Source organism: Azomonas agilis (assembly GCF_007830255.1).
Taxonomy (GTDB): Bacteria; Pseudomonadota; Gammaproteobacteria; order Pseudomonadales; family Pseudomonadaceae; genus Azomonas; species Azomonas agilis.
In genome coordinates this window covers 34,634-52,876 of the sequence record NZ_VLKG01000014.1, presented here as the reverse complement: position 1 = coordinate 52,876, position 18,243 = coordinate 34,634, and the positions used below count along the sequence as shown (strand labels likewise).

The 18,243-nt window shown below is 50.4% G+C and carries 15 protein-coding genes and 4 tRNA genes; 13 read left to right on the top strand and 6 right to left on the bottom strand.

Features of this window, described 5'->3' with window-relative positions; translation table 11 throughout:
- Positions 1-31: 31 nt before the first annotated feature.
- Positions 32-970, top strand: a complete 939-nt coding sequence (gene ispH / locus LX59_RS14350; protein ID WP_144573082.1) for a 4-hydroxy-3-methylbut-2-enyl diphosphate reductase — start codon at positions 32-34, stop codon at positions 968-970.
- Positions 971-1,161: 191 nt separating this feature from the next.
- Complete coding sequence (locus LX59_RS14345) at positions 1,162-6,153, top strand: PilC/PilY family type IV pilus protein (RefSeq protein ID WP_246118776.1); 4,992 nt, start codon at positions 1,162-1,164, stop codon at positions 6,151-6,153.
- A gap of 141 nt (positions 6,154-6,294) precedes the next feature.
- On the opposite strand, the gene LX59_RS14340 is transcribed toward LX59_RS14345, so the two are convergent.
- The 6 genes from LX59_RS14340 to LX59_RS14315 form a co-directional block, all read right to left on the bottom strand.
- Positions 6,295-6,741 carry a type IV pilin protein gene (locus LX59_RS14340; protein ID WP_281284852.1) on the bottom strand — a complete coding sequence of 149 codons (447 nt, stop codon included), beginning with the start codon at positions 6,739-6,741 and terminating at the stop codon, positions 6,295-6,297.
- A gap of 124 nt (positions 6,742-6,865) precedes the next feature.
- The gene (locus LX59_RS14335) at positions 6,866-7,396 is read right to left on the bottom strand and encodes a pilus assembly PilX family protein (protein ID WP_144573080.1); all 531 of its coding nucleotides are present in this window, start codon (positions 7,394-7,396) and stop codon (positions 6,866-6,868) included.
- Positions 7,393-8,214 (bottom strand): PilW family protein, encoded by an 822-nt coding sequence (locus LX59_RS14330; protein ID WP_144573078.1) that lies wholly within the window; start codon positions 8,212-8,214, stop codon positions 7,393-7,395. Before LX59_RS14330 ends, LX59_RS14335 begins: the two co-directional genes overlap by 4 nt.
- A gap of 11 nt (positions 8,215-8,225) precedes the next feature.
- Positions 8,226-8,762: a type IV pilus modification protein PilV gene (gene pilV, locus LX59_RS14325; RefSeq protein ID WP_144573076.1), complete on the bottom strand. Its 537-nt coding sequence runs from the start codon at positions 8,760-8,762 to the stop codon at positions 8,226-8,228.
- 21 nt (positions 8,763-8,783) lie between these two features.
- Positions 8,784-9,290 (bottom strand): GspH/FimT family pseudopilin, encoded by a 507-nt coding sequence (locus LX59_RS14320; protein ID WP_144573121.1) that lies wholly within the window; start codon positions 9,288-9,290, stop codon positions 8,784-8,786.
- An 84-nt stretch (positions 9,291-9,374) separates the two neighbouring features.
- The gene (locus LX59_RS14315) at positions 9,375-9,872 is read right to left on the bottom strand and encodes a GspH/FimT family protein (RefSeq protein ID WP_144573119.1); all 498 of its coding nucleotides are present in this window, start codon (positions 9,870-9,872) and stop codon (positions 9,375-9,377) included.
- 264 nt (positions 9,873-10,136) lie between these two features.
- Between LX59_RS14315 and LX59_RS14310 the strand changes: the two genes are divergently transcribed.
- From LX59_RS14310 to rpoB, 11 genes are all read left to right on the top strand, one after another.
- Positions 10,137-10,221, top strand: a tRNA-Tyr gene (locus LX59_RS14310).
- A 21-nt stretch (positions 10,222-10,242) separates the two neighbouring features.
- Positions 10,243-10,316, top strand: a tRNA-Gly gene (locus LX59_RS14305).
- 14 nt (positions 10,317-10,330) lie between these two features.
- A tRNA-Thr gene (locus tag LX59_RS14300) sits at positions 10,331-10,406 on the top strand.
- A gap of 90 nt (positions 10,407-10,496) precedes the next feature.
- Positions 10,497-10,572: transfer RNA gene (locus tag LX59_RS14295), tRNA-Trp, on the top strand.
- A gap of 36 nt (positions 10,573-10,608) precedes the next feature.
- The gene (secE, locus tag LX59_RS14290) at positions 10,609-10,977 is read left to right on the top strand and encodes a preprotein translocase subunit SecE (protein ID WP_144573074.1); all 369 of its coding nucleotides are present in this window, start codon (positions 10,609-10,611) and stop codon (positions 10,975-10,977) included.
- Positions 10,978-10,985: 8 nt separating this feature from the next.
- Entirely contained in the window at positions 10,986-11,519 is a 534-nt protein-coding gene (gene nusG, locus LX59_RS14285; protein ID WP_144573117.1) for a transcription termination/antitermination protein NusG, read from the top strand.
- Between the two features lie 108 nt (positions 11,520-11,627).
- Entirely contained in the window at positions 11,628-12,059 is a 432-nt protein-coding gene (gene rplK / locus LX59_RS14280; protein ID WP_144573072.1) for a 50S ribosomal protein L11, read from the top strand.
- Positions 12,059-12,754: a 50S ribosomal protein L1 gene (gene rplA / locus LX59_RS14275; protein WP_144573070.1), complete on the top strand. Its 696-nt coding sequence runs from the start codon at positions 12,059-12,061 to the stop codon at positions 12,752-12,754. The genes rplK and rplA overlap by 1 nt, the downstream gene beginning before the upstream one ends.
- 194 nt (positions 12,755-12,948) lie before the next feature.
- Positions 12,949-13,449: a 50S ribosomal protein L10 gene (gene rplJ / locus LX59_RS14270; protein ID WP_144573068.1), complete on the top strand. Its 501-nt coding sequence runs from the start codon at positions 12,949-12,951 to the stop codon at positions 13,447-13,449.
- 78 nt (positions 13,450-13,527) lie between these two features.
- Entirely contained in the window at positions 13,528-13,896 is a 369-nt protein-coding gene (gene rplL, locus LX59_RS14265) for a 50S ribosomal protein L7/L12 (RefSeq protein ID WP_144573066.1), read from the top strand.
- Between the two features lie 216 nt (positions 13,897-14,112).
- Positions 14,113-18,186 carry a DNA-directed RNA polymerase subunit beta gene (gene rpoB / locus LX59_RS14260; protein ID WP_144573064.1) on the top strand — a complete coding sequence of 1,358 codons (4,074 nt, stop codon included), beginning with the start codon at positions 14,113-14,115 and terminating at the stop codon, positions 18,184-18,186.
- Positions 18,187-18,243 lie beyond the last annotated feature (57 nt).

The window sequence follows — 18,243 nt, the reverse complement described above, 5'->3', positions numbered from 1 at the left end:
GGGACTGCTTTATCTGTTTGCGGAATCCATCATGCGAATCAAACTTGCTAATCCTAGAGGCTTTTGCGCCGGAGTCGATCGCGCGATTGAGATTGTCAACCGGGCCTTAGAAATCTTTGGGCCACCCATTTACGTTCGACATGAGGTGGTGCATAACAAATTTGTGGTGGAGGATTTGCGCGCCCGTGGGGCTATCTTTGTTGAGGAATTGGATCAAGTTCCCGATCAAGTCATCGTCATTTTTAGTGCCCACGGAGTATCCCAAGCCGTGCGGCAGCAGGCGGAGCAGCGTGGGCTAAAAATTTTTGATGCCACCTGTCCGCTGGTTACTAAAGTGCATCTGGAAGTCGCAAAGTACAGCAGGGAAGGGCGCGAGTGCATTTTGATTGGCCATGCGGGACACCCAGAGGTAGAGGGAACCATGGGCCAATATGATACGCGCAACGGTGGGGCTATTTACTTAGTAGAGAGTGAGGAAGATGTAGCTCAACTGGAGGTACGGTATCCCGAGGCTTTGGCTTTTGTGACCCAAACCACCCTGTCTATGGATGATACGCGCCGCATCATTGATTTATTGCGGACTCGTTTTCCCAGCATTGGTGGCCCTCGTAAAGATGATATCTGCTATGCCACTCAAAACCGTCAGGACGCGGTTAAACACTTGGCCGTTGACTGCGATTTAGTGCTGGTGGTGGGCAGTCCTAATAGCTCGAACTCCAACCGCTTACGCGAGCTTTCGGAGCGTATGGGTACACCCGCTTACCTGATTGATGGGGCAGAAAATCTAAAACCAGAGTGGTTTGAGCAGGTCGATAAGGTGGGCATTACGGCGGGAGCTTCAGCGCCGGAGGTTTTGGTGCATGCGGTGGTGCAGCGCTTACAAGAGTGGGGCGCGGAAGCGGTAGAAGAGTTAGAAGGCCGCCCCGAGCATTTGACCTTTTCGATTCCTAAAGAGCTGCGGGGGACTTAACCCTTCGCAAACTTACCTTTCGACGCGCTGAGGATGGAGTGCGGTTACTCCAGAGTGGGGCTCAGGATGCAAGGCGGTGTGTGAACAGGTAAACCCGAAATCGCTCACAGATCAAGACTTGGTTGGGGTTGGGCACAAAGCCAACCTATACACCACTAGAGCCAAAGTATTTAACTGAAGGAGCAGAAAATATGAGCATTGACGGCTCTTTCGTCAAAGCGGCCCTAAGCGTCTTGTGGATAACAGGTGCATTGCTTTCCGTCACCTCGATTCAGGCAGGCCCCAGTGAGCCTTATCAAACGCCACTATTTGTTAGCCAGTCGGTTCCTCCTCTGAACCTACTGGTCATGGGCCGTGACCATAAGTTGTATTACGAAGCCTATAACGATGCTTTCGACCTAGATGGCGATGGCATACTTGATGTTGGCTTCAAGCCAAGTATTACCTACTACGGCTATTTCAACTCAGCTGTTTGCTACAGGCACCAGAATGGCCGCTTCGAACCCACTGCCTCAGCAGGCGCGGGCAACACTTGTAACAATGCTTGGAGCGGCAACTTCCTTAACTATCTAGCCACTTCGCGCATGGATGCCTTGCGCAAGGTGCTCTACGGTGGCTACCGATCCACCGATGATGCTGGTGAAACCGTGTTGCGCGCCGCCTTCATTCCGCAAGATGCCCACAGCTCAGGCAAGGAATACGACCCCGTGCGCGACAACTTCGCCATCGGCGACTACGCGCCGCTGTCCGCACCGCCGACTGGATTCCGTCACCTGTTTGCGGTCACCACTCTAAGTAATGCAGACACACCGATCCTCCGGGTTTTAACCAATAGTTCCTACCGAATTTGGGAGTGGGTCTCCAAGGAAGGCCCCGTGGCCAGCGACAAGTGTGTAAACAACAGTACCGATTGCACCAGCGGTGGGCCGAACAATTGGATTATAGTACCCTCCAGTTTTTTCCCAAGAGGGTTGAGCATCACCACTTGGAAAGACAGCCAACCTGATAGCCCCAACAATGAATCTGAGATGAACAATCTGTTCAACGCCGATTCGACCAGCAATCGCTGTGGCAGCGGTACTGTCAGCAATATCAATACCACTGGTGCGAATAACAACCCCTTTACTGGCAACAGTCATAATAGGTGTTCCCATAATGACTACCACACTCTGATCACCGGTACCTTGCGTGTTCCGGCTACCGGCAGCTACCAGTTTGCGGTTAATGGTGACGATGCTGTGGATTTTTATGTCGGCTCTACGCGTGTGGCCTACTGGTATGGCGGTCATGGTGCCAATAACAGCGCAAGTTCGTTGGCCTCCCACTCCGGTAGCATTCTTCTGAGCGCAGGTACCGACTACACTATCAAGTTCCGTCATGAGGAAGGTACTGGCGATGACAACTGGCAGCTTTGGTTCAGGCCCCCTAATGACCCCACCAACAGCACTCTGACCGACTACGACCTGAAGGTTCTTGCCTGTCCGAACGATGCCAACCTACGAGAGGATAACTGTAAGGCCTACTCTGGTAGCAGCGGCAGCCTCAGTTACAAACCCACGGGTATCCTGCATGACTTCGGTGAAAACGACTCGATGAAGTTCGGTTTGTTGACCGGCGCCTACGCTAAGAACACCAAAGGCGGCGTACTACGTAGCAATATCGACTCCTTTGCCCGCGAAGTGAATGAGGAAACTGGCCAGTTCCGTACCGATGTCAGCGACGGCATCGTTGCTACCCTGAACAAGCTACGCATCGTCGACTTCAACTCCAGTTATCAGTACAGTAACTGCGGTTGGATTGCTGATGTACCCATTACCTCGAAAGTCGACGGGGTATGCAGTATGTGGGGTAATCCACTGGCCGAGATGATGTTCGAGGGCCTGCGCTATTTCGCTGGAGCAAGTTCTGGCTCTAGTGCCTACACTTACGGTAGCAATGCACGAGATACCCAATCCGACCTGCGTCTGCCGGCCCCTGGTTGGAAGCCTCCCTATGTTGCCCGAGCCAGTGGTGGCGGCGGCGCACAAAGCTGCGCTGTACCGGTAATGACCCTCATCAGCGACATTAACCCATCCTATGATTTCACCTTGCCCGGCAGTCGCTTTGGCACAGACAGTAACACCAGTCTGCCGACAAAGATCAGCACACTGAACGTATCTAGTGCCACCGACGAAATCGGTACGACAGAGGGTATCAATGGAAAATCCTACTTCATTGGCCAGTCAAACGCCGACAACGCCAACAGCGCACCAACTGCAAAAATAATCAACAATCTATCTTGGGCGCGCGGCTTATCTCCCGAGGAGCCGAGTAAGCAGGGTACCTTTTACTCTGCTGGGATTGCCAAGTTCGCTGCGGAAAACGTTGTAGGTGGTGACAAGAAGATGCTCACCTACTCCATCGCGCTAGCCTCACCGCTACCACAGATTACCTTCCCCATCGGCACCGATGGTAATCAGAGCATCACTCTAGTACCCTTCGCCAAGTCCGTGGGTGGTGGCTACAGCATTGATCCTACGAGTAATTTCCAGCCGACTAACCAGATTGTCGATTACTATGTTATCAGTATCGCCAACACCACGGGCCCCGGCGGGGCCGACTATAAGGCCAGTGTCAATGGTGGTCGCCCCTATGCACAGTTCCGTATAAACTACGAGGATGTGGAGCAGGGTGCCGACCATGATATGGACGCTATCGCTCTCTATACCCTGTCGGTCGAGGCTAATGGTTCGCTCAAGGTGCGGCTCGATTCCGAATACGCCTCCGGCGGTATCATTCAGCTCATGGGCTATGTGATCTCTGGTACTACCGCTGATGGCATCTACTTAGAAGTCCGCGATAGGGATACAAATAGCGAGCACCCCTACAAGTTGAACACCCCTACAGGTCAGCGCCCCGGCTACTGTGATAACACTACTAACCTAGCTACGGACGCATGCAGAACTCTGCCGCTAACTGCTGAACGCACTTTTACCGCTATTTTGACTACTACCGCTGGTTTTCTTAAAAACCCGCTCTGGTATGCCGCTAAATATGGCATCCCGGAGCGCGCACCCAGCACTGTCATAGGTGACCCTGATAACTACTTCTTGGTTACCAATGCGCTGACTCTTAAAGATCAGTTGACCAATGCCTTCAACGACATCATGCAACGTAACAACTCGGTCACTAGCCCAGCCGTCAAACCGACTACGCCTCAGACGGCTGACGCTGACTTCTTTGTCTATCGTACCGACTATGACGTTGAGACTTGGAGCGGTGATCTGATTAAGGAAACTATTGACCCTAATACAGGTAACCGCACCTCTCACTGGAGGGCTGCATTGGGCAGTCGATCAGGCCGTACCATCAAGATGGCCGATGTGGCTGGCAAGGCCTTGGTTCCCTTAAGCTGGGACAATATAAGAGCTCGTGGAGTAAATGGCATATATAGTGGCGTGAACCTCCAGCAGGCGTTGGCAACCGACCCACAAGGCACAGACACTCCCAAAGTAGACGCTGAGGGGCGTTTGACTGTGTCTGCTGATATAGCAAGGGGGCAGGGGCACCTTGATTTCGTCAAGGGTACGAATACCAGCTACCGTGATAGGAAATCTCTGCTCGGCGACATTATCAACTCCAGCCCGGTGGTTGTAGAGGGTGCCCAGTATCTGCACTACCTCGCCGAAGCCATCGAGCCCGGCAGTAACTATGCAGCTTTTGCTGACACCGTAAAAACCCGTAGTACACCACTGGTGTTTGTCGGGGCTAATGACGGCATGCTGCATGCCTTCGATACCGAAACGGGGGCGGAAAAATTTGCCTTCGTGCCCAGCGCGGTGATCCCCAACCTGAACAAACTGACTAGCTCCGACTACAACGAGGCAGGTGGCGAACACCAGTTTTTTGTAGATGGCACGCCCGTGGTGCGGGATGTCTATTTCGACAACCAATGGCACACCGTGCTGGTGGGTACTTTGCGCGCTGGTGGCAAATCTATCTTCGCTCTGGATATCACCGATCCCGATGATATCCGCCTGCTCTGGGAGCTGACCGAAGGGGATGACCTGCAAGATGAAGAGACCCAGAGCGATGTGGGTTATAGCTTTCCCGTGCCCACCATCGCCCGCCTGCACAATGGCAAATGGGCGGTGGTTACTGGAAACGGCTATGACAGTGCCCGTGGCCGTGCTGTATTGTTTTTGATCGATATCAAAACTGGCGAACTGACCAAGATTCCAACCAAGGATAGTGATTCGCTGAATGGTTTGTCTTCGGTCAGAGTTGCTGATGACAACAGCGATGGCGTTGCCGACTATGTCTATGCCGGTGATCTGAAGGGTAACCTCTGGCGCTTCGACCTCGATCCGACTGGTAGCAAGCAAGACAGTGCCTACACAGTATCCTTTGGCGGCAGCCCCCTGTTCGCCGCCAAGGATGGGACTGGTAGCTCGGCAAATACCCAAGCTATCACCGCACCACCGTCAGTGGTACGCCACCCAAGTATGCAGGGTTATATCCTGATGTTCGGTACGGGACGTTATTTCCAACTGACCGATAAAGAGACGGATAAACTCGACAGTCTCTACGGTATCTGGGATAGGGAAACCAAGGGGGCTTCCCCCAACTCGACCCCCAGCCTGAGCCGAGATAATCTTCAGCAGCAAACCTTTATCACGGAGACCAGCAACACTTGGAGCTCGGGTACCTCTAGCCAAATGACGCAGAACATCCGGGTTTTGAGTAACAATAGCATCACTTGGGCACAATCTAGTACGGATACGAATAGCGAACGTAAATTTGGCTGGTATCTCGACCTAAAAGTCGGTAACGAACTTAAAGGTGAGCGCATTACGGACGAAATGGCCGCACGAGGTCAGGTACTATTCTTCACCACTCGTACCCCAAGTAATGATCCCTGCGAAGCGGGTTTGGAAGGTTGGACTTACGGGATCAACCCTTACACGGGCGGTGTAACTCGTTTCAACGTGTTCGACTTTGATAAGAATACGATGGTTAATTCGGGTGACAGCTATAACTTCAATGGTACTGCGACTGTGATCTCTGGCTTTAAAACACCAGCAGGAGGTATCAGCCTGAGTAATAATACCCTGTTCACGACCGATGGTTCTGCTGTCACCGTTGATTTTGACCCTGGCGCACCAGGTCGGCAAAGCTGGCAAATTATTCCGGAGGATGATTGATCGTTCGAGTTTTTGAACCTCAGGGCGGGGCTCCTTTCTGCTAAGATGGAGCACAGAATGTATGGTAAATACCATGCTGGAGCCCGCCCTGAGCCTGTCGAAGGGCTACTTGTTGATTGAGGGCAGTTATTAGAGGCCTGCCTACCTCCAACAACGGTCATTATAACCGTCCTCATTTTCTTTAACTCCATTGGCTCCCTTGACTCCCTTAGCATCTAAAGTTAAAGCCCGGCATACAGTGTCTCTAGTTGCTTGGCTCCCTTGAGGTGTGGCTGTCAAGGTATAACCACCATCGTCGCCATCATTGTCTTTAGTCACAGTTAGAGTGTAATAGCCTGATGCAGAAGTACCAGATAGACCTAATGAGCTAATATTGATGGCATATTGGCTGTTTTGAGCAAAATACCGCTCTTGTCGTGCGGCGGCATCGCTCAATAAAGCTATACCCTCAGTTCGATTACTGTGGGTGATATACTCAATATAATTTGGGTAGGCGATAGCGGCTAAGATTCCTATTAAAACGACGACAACCATCATTTCTAACAGGGTGAATCCATTTTTAGCCTGAAGGATTAAACACTTAGTCATAATTAGTTATCATTAATATAGTTGTTAATATTAAGCTCGAAAATACTAAAATTAGTTCTGCTACCGGTATGGAATTTTATTTCGTATATATAGTGAGTAATTTGTCCTCATGTAAAACTATAAGTTAATTTGTAAATACTTTTACTACAGTACTGCGTAAATTGATTTTTTGCCCTGTGGCTGTGTTTTCCGCCTCAGCATTAAGCTCATAATAAAAACTGCCAATTCCGGACAAACAGGTTCCGTATTCGATATTGTCGCAGTTAGCGCTCGTTTCATCACCTTCAAAGGGAACTCTTAGGGCATACCACTTTATACTGTAGCCGCTAAGATTGTTTAAGTTATAATTAATGGAGTCTGAAAAGTCTTGCTTGTATTCTGCCTTGTCATTGAGAAAGCAAACGTCGGTCTCAGTACAGCTCTCGGTAGGTTCTAAAGGGCGATTGAACTTGAGGAGCTGTGTTTCGCCTTCCCGTAAAGCGGCTTCTGCATAGTTAGCGAGTGTATTTTGCTCCAACATATTCCCAGTAATTCGAGTCTCTAAACTAGACTCCCTAGCGCCTGCAATGGCTAGAATAGTGATAATAAGCAACATAACCAAAGCAATAAGCAAGGACGCTCCGGCTTGGTGGTGGTCAAGCTTATAATGATTCATGGCAGTAGATTCCTAAGCGATACTGTGCGTTGTGTAACTTGATACAGTTGGCCGTTATCATCGGTTATATCTGTATCACTTACTCCTGTAAGAGTTTTCCAGTTCGCTATTGCAGTTTCAAAATCTACGGCATCACGCAGTCTAGTATTAGTGCTGCGCAATAGAATGCTGTAGCGTACAGCAAGGATAGTATCGGTTCCACTGGGGCTGGTTACATACTTGTGAACAGATCGGGTATCGGCATCGCTGCCTAAACCAAATTCAAAATGAAGATCTAGTAGTCCCCTGATAAGCTCTGCGGAGCCAGAGCTATTTTCTAGTGTAGCTCCGCTACCATCTGTGTGAATAACTTGGCAAGACAAGCTGTTATTTGTTAAGTAGTACCGTTCAATAATAATTTCTATATTGGATGTTTTATAAGGGGCTGCTATGTCTGAACTATTACGCGGGGAATTACCTAAGCAATTTCGATCCTTAGTATCGCGTGGCTGATAGCGAATACATAAAAAGCTTCCATTTCCTACTACAGTTTGACCTTTGCTAAAATTACATTCATTAAATACATTGGTACTAGGGAAAATCAGTTCAGGATCTATATAAGGCTCTCGTCGGTAGCCCGCCTTAGTCAGATGCTGATGCAACATAAGCTGTATGTAACGGCTGCTTTCCTGATTTTCGGATAGGTTTTGTTGAAAGCTATAACTGCGCCGATTGTCCAAATAGATTTGGGTAACGCCCAGAATCAAAAAGCTACTGATGGCCATAGCGACCAATAGTTCTAAAAGAGATAAACCTTTTTGCCTGTATCCAAGGATCATTAAAGATTCCCCTAAATTTGGCTACGCAGTCGGTAATGGCAAATAGTGGAGTCTGTACTTGCTCCGCTCTCCATACATTCCCCGGCTTTAACGCGCCAAGCGAGCTGAATTTCTAGGCTAGTTCCTGTATTGGTACAGCTATTGGCGGTATTAGTGCGGCAGATGTAGAACTCATCCTTTAATAGCGCACTGGCATCGGGCAGGCTGATTTTGGCTTTCTCGGCCCAGCAGCCCAGTTGTTGGCTCGGTTCGCTGGGCAATGGCGTACAGGAGTTGGGAGCAGTGGGAAAGTCTGCTCCTTTAGCTTTATAAAAGTCGGAACTGGCAGGTAATCCGGTCGGCGTAGCGCGTATCAGCTCCATCAGATCATTGGCTAACATAGCGGCGGTGTTGCGCTGTATGGAGTCTTGGGTGTACTGGAGGGTGCGTATTTGCAAGCTGACCATGCCCAGTATCCCCAGAGTGATGAGCAGTAGGGTAATCAGTACCTCAATTAAGCTAAATCCAGTGATCCGTCTGAGGTGCGGGGAGGGGTAGGGTGCGCTCATGGCCTTTATAATCTTCCTTAATTAAGAAGGGGTGCAGCTTGTCATCGGTGTGTTCTTGTTATGCCCTTTATCGTAGCTGCGGATGTTGCCTGAGGCTTCAATTTCGATTGTGTAGCCGTTAGCGAAATCTTCTTGATAGCAAATACAGATAATGGTGGATGGTTCCGCCGTGCCATTATAGTGAAAGCTAATTTCAGTGGGGCCATCTTTGGTGTTAGCTGAAATACCAGCAGCTAATGCAAGGGAGCGTATCATTTCACCCTCGCAGTTTTTGCGTTGTACCTGCCATTTGCTGTTTGTTCCGGTGTCTGTGGAGCAAACCCTAATGGAGGTGCGCTCAGTGGCTGCTTGGGCACGGGCAAATTGCAATAAAGACAGCAGCTCATTGCGGGTGGCTAAGGCTTTGTTACTGCTAATGAACTGGCTAAAGCTGGGTACGGCAATGGCTAAAAATATGCCGAGTAACACCAGAATGATCATCAACTCAATCAGGGTGAATCCGTGTTGAGTGCGGTGTTTCGATATCATGGATACTTGACCTGACCAGAAGGGAGGCTATTTGATGGCTATCTTGTATCGAAGCCAACTCCTTGGCCATTGATTTAGGCACGACTAAAGGCAGCAGTTTGTAGAGGGAGGCTCGTCCGAGGGACGGATGCGTCCTTGATTGTTAAGCACAAGCCGCCATGCAATATGCTGCTGTCGGCATAGAGTAAAACTTCCGTTACTGGCGGGGGCGGTTCCATTGGGTTGAAAGCGAATGCTATTGGTGAGGCCTCGCCAACACAGCTTGTTATGGGTATTTACCTGATGTACCCGATTGGGATACGAGCTGTCGCCTTTGAGAATAATCCAATGTTTATCCCAATGCCCGTCACAGGTCAGCCCATCACTGGAGCCGCATAGGGTGTGGGTTTTCTGATGGATAATAGCCTGCATTCGTGCTTGATGTAGGTGACTCAGTAATAGCTGTTGCACGGCCTTATCCTGATTCTGCTGTAGAAGTTGTTTTAAAGCCGGTGTTGCCCAGCTCAAGCCGATTCCCAGTAATACAAGGATGATTAATAATTCAATAAGCGAAAAAGCATCTTGCTTGAGAGCATGGCTCATAAGCGACAAATCCTTTTGTCTGGGGCAAAATAGGGCTGTCAATAAGCCATAGCAAAAGTCTGGCTGAAATCAAGTTGAAAAATAATTTCTGCGAACCTATTGCAGAAAGAAAAGCCTTTGCATAAAATGCCGCCCGCTTGATTGAGTCTGAATCTAGGCAAAGTCTAAGCAAGCTTAAGCAAGGCTACATATTCGAGTTAAGCTCAAGTTTTTCAAAGAAAAATTGACAGCGAGAAAAAAATATGTAGAATGCCGCAGCAGCTCGGAGGGGTTCCCGAGCGGCCAAAGGGATCAGACTGTAAATCTGACGTCTTCGACTTCGAAGGTTCGAATCCTTCCCCCTCCACCATTTTTAGCCTGTATGTGACAGGCGGGTATAGTTCAGTGGTAGAACCTCAGCCTTCCAAGCTGATGATGCGGGTTCGATTCCCGCTACCCGCTCCATGAGGCAAAGTTTCGCTCATGTAGCTCAGTTGGTAGAGCACACCCTTGGTAAGGGTGAGGTCAGCGGTTCAAATCCGCTCATGAGCTCCAGTTTGGGTTTCCTTCAGTATAACTTGTCACAAGCCTTGGCTTGGGTTAAGCTTAAAAGCTTTCGCATGTGGCTTAAGTTGATCTGTTTAAAGGCCAGTAGCTCAATTGGCAGAGCGGCGGTCTCCAAAACCGCAGGTTGGGGGTTCGATTCCCTCCTGGCCTGCCACCCTTTTGGGCGGTAGTCTTAAGAAAGGTTCAAATAATGGATATCAAGGCTGAAGCCGAAGCGTCGCGCCAAGACCTAAAGAAGTGGTCACTAGTGGCTGTGCTGGTGGTCTTGGGAGTAGTGGGGAATCACTATTATTCCGATCAGCCTCTCTTGTACCGTGTTATTGCCTTTCTGGCCCTGATGTCAGGTTGCTTGTATATAGCTTATAACACAGTCAAAGGGCAGTTTATCTATTCTTTGTTAATTGAGGCTAAGGCTGAAATTCGCAAGGTGGTTTGGCCGACTCGTCAAGAAACAACTCAGACTACCCTTATTGTGGTTGCCGTGGTTTTGGTGATGGCACTGCTGTTATGGGGATTAGATAGCCTGTTGGGCTGGATCGTATCCATGATTGTTGGGTGAGGTTACTTGTGGCTAAGCGCTGGTATGTTGTACATGCCTACTCAGGATACGAGAAGCACGTGATGCGCTCTCTAATAGAGCGCATTAAGTTTGCAGGTATGGAAGATGAATTCGGAGAGGTTTTAGTACCTACCGAAGAAGTAGTTGAAATGCGTAATGGGCAAAAGCGCAAAAGTGAGCGTAAGTTCTTTCCTGGCTATGTTTTAGTCCAAATGGAAATGAATGAAGGGACTTGGCACTTAGTAAAAGATACGCCTCGTGTCATGGGTTTTATCGGCGGTACCGCAGATAAACCAGCGCCTATTACCGATAAAGAAGCTGAAGCGATTTTACGTCGTGTGGCCGATGGCAGCGACAAGCCGAAGCCCAAGACTCTGTTTGAGCCGGGTGAAGTGGTTCGGGTTATTGATGGGCCTTTTGCGGACTTTAATGGCGTAGTTGAGGAAGTCAACTATGAGAAGAGCCGTATTCAGGTAGCCGTAATCATTTTTGGTCGTTCAACACCTGTTGAATTAGAGTTTGGCCAAGTCGAAAAGATTTAGCATGAGTTAGTTTTAGCCCCGTAGTGTAATACTGCGGGGCTTTTTGTCTCGCTAATCGAGATTTGTATTGGGGAGCTGCAAAGCGCATTCACCCACATTGGAGTTATCATGGCTAAGAAGATTCAAGCCTACATCAAGCTGCAAGTAAAGGCTGCACAAGCCAACCCGTCTCCACCCGTTGGCCCTGCATTGGGTCAACATGGTGTGAACATCATGGAATTTTGTAAAGCCTTCAATGCTCGTACTCAGGGCATGGAGCCAGGTTTGCCAACACCGGTAATCATTACCGTGTATAGCGATCGTAGCTTTACTTTTGAAATCAAAAGTACACCGGCTTCTGTTTTGCTGAAAAAAGCAGCAGGCATCACCAGTGGCTCTCCACGTCCTAATACCCAAAAAGTGGGTACAGTGACCCGTGCTCAGCTGGAAGATATCGCTAAAGCTAAGCAAGCAGATATGACTGCTGCTGATTTAGATGCTGCCGTGCGTACTATTGCTGGTTCTGCGCGTAGCATGGGCCTGAATGTGGAGGGCCTGTAATGGCTAAGTTGACCAAGCGCCAAAAGGCCATTGCCGCTAAAGTTGAAGCAGGCAAAGCCTACTCTTTTGAAGATGCTGCCAAACTTCTGACAGAGCTGGCCACTTCTAAATTTAAAGAGTCCGTTGATATCGCCTTTAACCTTGGCGTTGACCCGCGTAAATCAGATCAAGTAGTTCGTGGCGCTACCGTACTGCCAAACGGCACCGGCAAGAGCGTGCGGGTTGCTGTCTTTACTCAGGGTGCCAACGTTGAGGCCGCTCTGGCAGCGGGCGCTGACAAAGTGGGTATGGATGAGTTGGCTGCTGAAATGAAAGGCGGTGATCTGAACTATGACGTAGTCATTGCCTCTCCTGACGCGATGCGTGTAGTAGGTCAGTTAGGTCAAATCCTCGGCCCTCGTGGTCTGATGCCTAACCCTAAAGTCGGTACTGTAACTCCTGACGTGGCTACAGCCGTTAAGAATGCTAAAGCCGGTCAAGTGCGTTTCCGTACTGATAAAAACGGTATTATTCACGCTTCCGTTGGCAAGGTGGACTTTGAGCCCATCAAGCTGAAAGAAAATGTGGAAGCTCTGTTAGCTGATTTAAAGCGCTTGAAACCATCCACCTCTAAGGGTGTATACGTTAAGCGCATTACCCTGAGCTCTACCATGGGCCCAGGTTTGATGATTGATCAGGCTTCTTTGGAAGGCTGATGAGAGTGCCAGTCTTAATTAAAGCTGGCTCTGCTGTATTGGGGTCCCTGCCTGGCGGGGGCTTTCCAAGACCGTAGGCGGCGCAAGCCTTAAACAAGAACGCCTACGCAGAGGTGCTCCCGATTCGTACCGAATCAGACACCAAAACCGTCCGGTGTAAGCCGGATGTATCGGTAATATCCAGGAGTAAACCCGTGGCTATCAAACTCGAAGACAAGAAAGCTATTGTCGCTGAAGTCAACGAGGCTGCCAAAGTCGCTCTGTCCGCTGTCGTGGCTGATGCCCGTGGCGTGACTGTCGGCGCTATGACCGGACTCCGTAAAGAGGCCCGCGAAGCGGGTGTGTACGTCAAAGTAGTACGTAACACCTTGGTTCGTCGCGCAGTGGCAGGTACTGATTTTGAAGTACTGGCTGATGCGTTCAAGGGCCCGACCCTGATTGCATTTTCTAATGAACATCCGGGCGCTGCGGCCCGTATTTTCAAAGAGTTTGCTAAGGGTCAGGACAAGTTCGAAATCAAAGCGGCAGCTTTTGAAGGCAAGCTCATACCGGCCAGTCAAATCGACACGCTGGCCACCTTGCCAACCAAAGACGAAGCTATCGCTCAGTTGATGAGCGTCATCCAAGGTGCTACCAGCAAGCTGGCCCGTACTTTGGCTGCTATCCGCGACAAGAAGGAAGCCGAAGCTGCCTAATCAGCACTTGGGTTTTCTGCAGTCTTTTTTGTTAACAAGACAGCTCAGTGTGCTGTCAACCTATACAGGAATAGAGTCATGGCTCTGACCAACGAAGAGATCCTCAACGCCGTAGCCGAAATGTCTGTGATGCAAGTCGTAGAACTGATCAAGGCTTTCGAAGAGAAGTTCGGCGTAACTGCTGCTGCTGCCGTTGCTGCTGGCCCTGCCGCTGCTGCTGCTGTTGTAGAAGAGCAAACTGAGTTCACCATCGTTCTGACTGAAGCAGGCGATAAGAAAGTGAACGTCATTAAAGTAGTTCGTGAACTGACTGGTCTGGGCTTGAAAGAAGCTAAAGCCGTGGTTGACGGTGCTCCAGGCGTAGTGAAAGAAGGTGTTTCTAAGGAAGAAGCAGAAGCTGCTAAGAAATCCTTGGAAGAAGCAGGTGCCAAGGTCGAGCTTAAGTAAGCTCTGCTGGTCTCTGTGGCCTTCGCCTTTTGCGAACGGCCAATGGCTGGTGGCTTTTGCCACCGGCCTTTTTCTGTTATTAGGCCCGCTATATATCGCGAGGCTTTAGACATATCCACTGATTGCAGTGGCGCGATGCATACATAGATCGCACGATTTTTAGGCCGCTCCCTCTGGATCGGCCAAACAAGCAGGTGACCAAGCTGGGGAATGCTGATGGCTTACTCATACACTGAGAAAAAACGTATCCGCAAGGACTTTAGCAAGTTACCGCACGTAATGGATGTGCCGTATCTTCTGGCCATCCAGCTGGATTCATATCGCGAGTTCCTACAGGTCGGTGTGTCCAAGGAGCGCTTACGCGATGTTGGCTTGCATGCGGCGTTTAAATCCGTTTTTCCGATTATCAGCTATTCCGGTAACGCTGCGCTGGAGTATGTAGGTTATCGCCTAGGCGATCCTGCCTTTGACGTGAAAGAGTGCGTACTGCGTGGGGTAACCTTTGCTGTCCCACTACGGGTTAAAGTGCGCCTGATTATCTTTGATAAAGAGTCTTCAAACCGCGCTATCAAAGATATCAAAGAGCAGGAAGTCTACATGGGGGAAATTCCCCTGATGACTGAAAACGGTACCTTTGTTATTAACGGTACTGAGCGCGTTATCGTTTCCCAGCTCCACCGTTCTCCGGGTGTATTTTTCGATCACGACCGTGGCAAGACACATAGCTCCGGTAAATTGCTGTATTCCGCCCGTATCATTCCTTACCGTGGTTCTTGGTTGGATTTTGAGTTCGATCCAAAAGACGCGGTGTTTGTGCGTATCGACCGTCGCCGCAAATTGCCTGCAACTGTGCTGCTGCGCGCTTTGGGGTATTCCACCGAAGAGGTTTTGGATACCTTTTACGATACCAACGTATTCCACATCCGTGGCGAAGTCTTGGCACTAGAGCTTGTGCCTAAGCGTCTGCGAGGTGAAATCGCGGTATTCGATATCAAAGATGCCAGCGGCAAGATTATTGTTGAGCAAGGTCGCCGGATTACTGCGCGTCATATTAGTTTGTTGGAAAAGGCTGGCATTAAAGAACTGGAAGTGCCTATGGACTATGTGCTGGGTCGTACGACGGCGCAGGCCATTGTGCACCCAGCTACTGGTGAGATCTTGGTGGACTGCAACACCGAATTGACCTTGGATGCGATGGTAAAAATCGTTAAGGGTCAGGTGGTTCGCTTTGAAACCCTGTACACCAACGATATTGACTGCGGCCCCTTCATTTCCGATACCCTAAAGATCGACTCTACAGCCAATCAGTTGGATGCTTTAGTCGAAATTTACCGCATGATGCGTCCTGGCGAGCCACCGACCAAAGACGCGGCTGAGGCGCTGTTCGGTAATTTGTTCTTCAGTGCCGAGCGTTATGACCTATCTGCCGTAGGTCGGATGAAGTTCAACCGCCGTATCGGTCGTACTGAAATCGAAGGCCCGGGTGTACTGAGCAAAGAAGATATTGTTGCAGTGCTCAAAACGCTGGTGGATATCCGTAACGGCAAAGGCATTGTCGACGATATCGACCACTTGGGTAACCGCCGTGTGCGTTGCGTCGGTGAAATGGCGGAAAACCAATTCCGTATCGGTTTGGTTCGTGTAGAGCGCGCTGTTAAAGAGCGCCTATCCATGGCGGAAAGCGAAGGCTTGATGCCACAGGATCTGATCAACGCTAAGCCAGTGGCCGCAGCGGTGAAAGAGTTCTTTGGTTCCAGCCAACTGTCTCAGTTTATGGATCAGAACAACCCGCTGTCCGAGATTACCCATAAACGCCGTGTTTCAGCCCTCGGCCCAGGTGGTTTGACCCGTGAGCGTGCAGGCTTCGAAGTGCGCGACGTACACCCAACCCATTACGGTCGTGTATGTCCCATTGAAACGCCTGAAGGCCCGAACATCGGCTTGATTAACTCCTTAGCCGCTTATGCCCGTACCAACCAGTACGGCTTCTTGGAAAGTCCTTACCGTGTGGTGAAAGAAGGGCAGGTTACGAATGAAATCGTGTATCTGTCTGCCATTGAAGAGGCAGAGCATGTAGTGGCTCAGGCTTCGGCCAAAATGGATGCTGATCACCGTCTGGTGGAAGAGCTGGTTAACGTTCGCCACTTGAACGAATTCACTGTAAAGGCTCCTGAAGATGTGAGTCTGATGGATGTCTCGCCCCGTCAGGTAGTATCGGTGGCAGCGGCCTTGATTCCCTTCCTTGAGCACGACGATGCGAACCGGGCCCTCATGGGTTCCAACATGCAACGTCAGGCCGTACCTACCTTGCGCTCTGATAAGCCCTTGGTGGGTACTGGCATGGAGCGCAACGTAGCCCGCGATTCCGGTGTGTGTGTGGTAGCACGTCGTGGCGGTGTAATTGACTCTGTAGATGCCAGTCGTATTGTGGTGCGGGTCAACGACGACGAGGTGGAAACGGGCGAAGCCGGTGTAGATATTTACAACCTCACCAAATACACCCGCTCCAACCAAAACACCTGTATCAACCAGCGTCCACTGGTGAAGCAAGGTGATCAGGTAGTGCGTGGCGATATTATGGCGGACGGTCCATCCACTGACATGGGTGAGCTGGCGCTGGGCCAAAATATGCGCGTGGCTTTCATGCCTTGGAACGGCTTCAACTTCGAAGACTCCATCTGCCTGTCTGAGCGCGTGGTGCAGGAAGATCGCTTCACCACCATCCATATTCAGGAACTGAGCTGTATCTCCCGTGATACTAAACTCGGCCCAGAAGAAATCACCGCTGATATCCCGAACGTGGGTGAAGCAGCGCTGAACAAATTGGATGAAGCCGGTATCGTCTACGTCGGTGCTGAGGTGCAAGCCGGTGATATTCTGGTTGGTAAGGTAACTCCGAAAGGCGAAACCCAACTGACACCAGAAGAAAAACTGCTGCGCGCCATCTTCGGTGAAAAAGCTTCTGACGTTAAAGACACCTCCCTGCGCGTGCCCACCGGTACCAAGGGTACGGTGATCGACGTTCAGGTCTTCACCCGTGATGGGGTAGAACGTGACTCCCGCGCGCTGGCGATTGAAAAGCAGCAGTTGGATGAGATCCGTAAAGACCTCAACGAAGAGTTTCGTATCGTTGAAGGGGCGACCTTTGAGCGTCTGCGCGCTGCCTTGGTTGGTGCCGTGGCTGAAGGCGGCCCGGCGCTGAGAAAAGGCACTGAAATCACCGACGAAATCTTGAACGGTCTGGATCATGGCCAATGGTTCAAGTTGCGTATGGCCGATGATGCGCTGAATGAGCAGCTAGAAAAAGCCCAAGCCTACATCGCTGATCGTCGCCGTCTGTTGGATGAGAAGTTCGAAGATAAGAAGCGCAAGCTGCAACAAGGCGATGATCTGGCCCCTGGCGTGCTCAAAGTGGTTAAGGTGTATCTGGCCATCAAACGCCGTATCCAGCCGGGCGATAAGATGGCCGGTCGCCACGGTAACAAGGGTGTGGTTTCGGTGATCATGCCCGTGGAAGACATGCCCCACGATGAAAATGGCGTGCCGGTAGATATCGTACTGAACCCGCTGGGCGTACCCTCACGGATGAACGTGGGCCAGATTCTGGAAACCCATTTGGGGCTGGCTGCACGCGGTCTGGGCGAGAAGATCAACCGCATGTTGGAAGAGCAGCGTAAAATTGCCGAATTACGGCAGTTCTTGCACGAAATCTACAACGAAATTGGTGGTCGCCAAGAAAGCCTCGACGAGTTCAGCGATACCGAAATTCTGGAGTTGGCTAACAACCTGAAAGGCGGTGTACCTATTGCCACGCCGGTATTCGACGGGGCTAAGGAAACCGAAATCAAGGCAATGCTTAAGCTAGCCGATCTGCCAGAAAGTGGTCAGATGCGCCTCTATGATGGTCGCACGGGTAATGCCTTTGAGCGTCCGACTACCGTCGGCTACATGTACATGCTCAAACTGAACCACTTAGTGGACGACAAGATGCACGCGCGTTCCACTGGCTCCTACAGCTTAGTCACTCAACAACCCTTGGGTGGTAAGGCGCAGTTTGGTGGTCAGCGTTTCGGGGAGATGGAGGTCTGGGCGCTGGAAGCCTACGGCGCGGCCTATACGCTGCAAGAAATGCTGACTGTGAAGTCGGACGATGTGAACGGTCGGACCAAGATGTACAAAAACATCGTGGACGGCGATCACCGTATGGAAGCCGGAATGCCGGAGTCCTTCAACGTGTTGATCAAGGAAATCCGTTCGCTCGGCATCGATATCGAACTGGAAACCGAATAATTCGCGCTGCCCTGTAATGCCCAGAATTCTGGGCATTACGCGTCCGTGAGGAGAACA

What these genes read in the sequence shown, in the direction of transcription:
- LX59_RS14330 (WP_144573078.1), bottom strand. Translation starts at nt 8,214, where the DNA reads ATGATCCTTGGATACAGGCAAAAAGGTTTATCTCTTTTAGAACTATTG.
- LX59_RS14320 (WP_144573121.1), bottom strand. Translation starts at nt 9,290, where the DNA reads ATGATATCGAAACACCGCACTCAACACGGATTCACCCTGATTGAGTTG.
- LX59_RS14345 (WP_246118776.1), top strand. Translation starts at nt 1,162, where the DNA reads ATGAGCATTGACGGCTCTTTCGTCAAAGCGGCCCTAAGCGTCTTGTGG.
- secE (WP_144573074.1), top strand. Translation starts at nt 10,609, where the DNA reads ATGGATATCAAGGCTGAAGCCGAAGCGTCGCGCCAAGACCTAAAGAAG.
- rplA (WP_144573070.1), top strand. Translation starts at nt 12,059, where the DNA reads ATGGCTAAGTTGACCAAGCGCCAAAAGGCCATTGCCGCTAAAGTTGAA.
- rpoB (WP_144573064.1), top strand. Translation starts at nt 14,113, where the DNA reads ATGGCTTACTCATACACTGAGAAAAAACGTATCCGCAAGGACTTTAGC.
- LX59_RS14315 (WP_144573119.1), bottom strand. Translation starts at nt 9,872, where the DNA reads ATGAGCCATGCTCTCAAGCAAGATGCTTTTTCGCTTATTGAATTATTA.
- ispH (WP_144573082.1), top strand. Translation starts at nt 32, where the DNA reads ATGCGAATCAAACTTGCTAATCCTAGAGGCTTTTGCGCCGGAGTCGAT.
- LX59_RS14335 (WP_144573080.1), bottom strand. Translation starts at nt 7,396, where the DNA reads ATGAATCATTATAAGCTTGACCACCACCAAGCCGGAGCGTCCTTGCTT.
- rplL (WP_144573066.1), top strand. Translation starts at nt 13,528, where the DNA reads ATGGCTCTGACCAACGAAGAGATCCTCAACGCCGTAGCCGAAATGTCT.
- LX59_RS14340 (WP_281284852.1), bottom strand. Translation starts at nt 6,741, where the DNA reads ATGACTAAGTGTTTAATCCTTCAGGCTAAAAATGGATTCACCCTGTTA.
- rplK (WP_144573072.1), top strand. Translation starts at nt 11,628, where the DNA reads ATGGCTAAGAAGATTCAAGCCTACATCAAGCTGCAAGTAAAGGCTGCA.
- pilV (WP_144573076.1), bottom strand. Translation starts at nt 8,762, where the DNA reads ATGAGCGCACCCTACCCCTCCCCGCACCTCAGACGGATCACTGGATTT.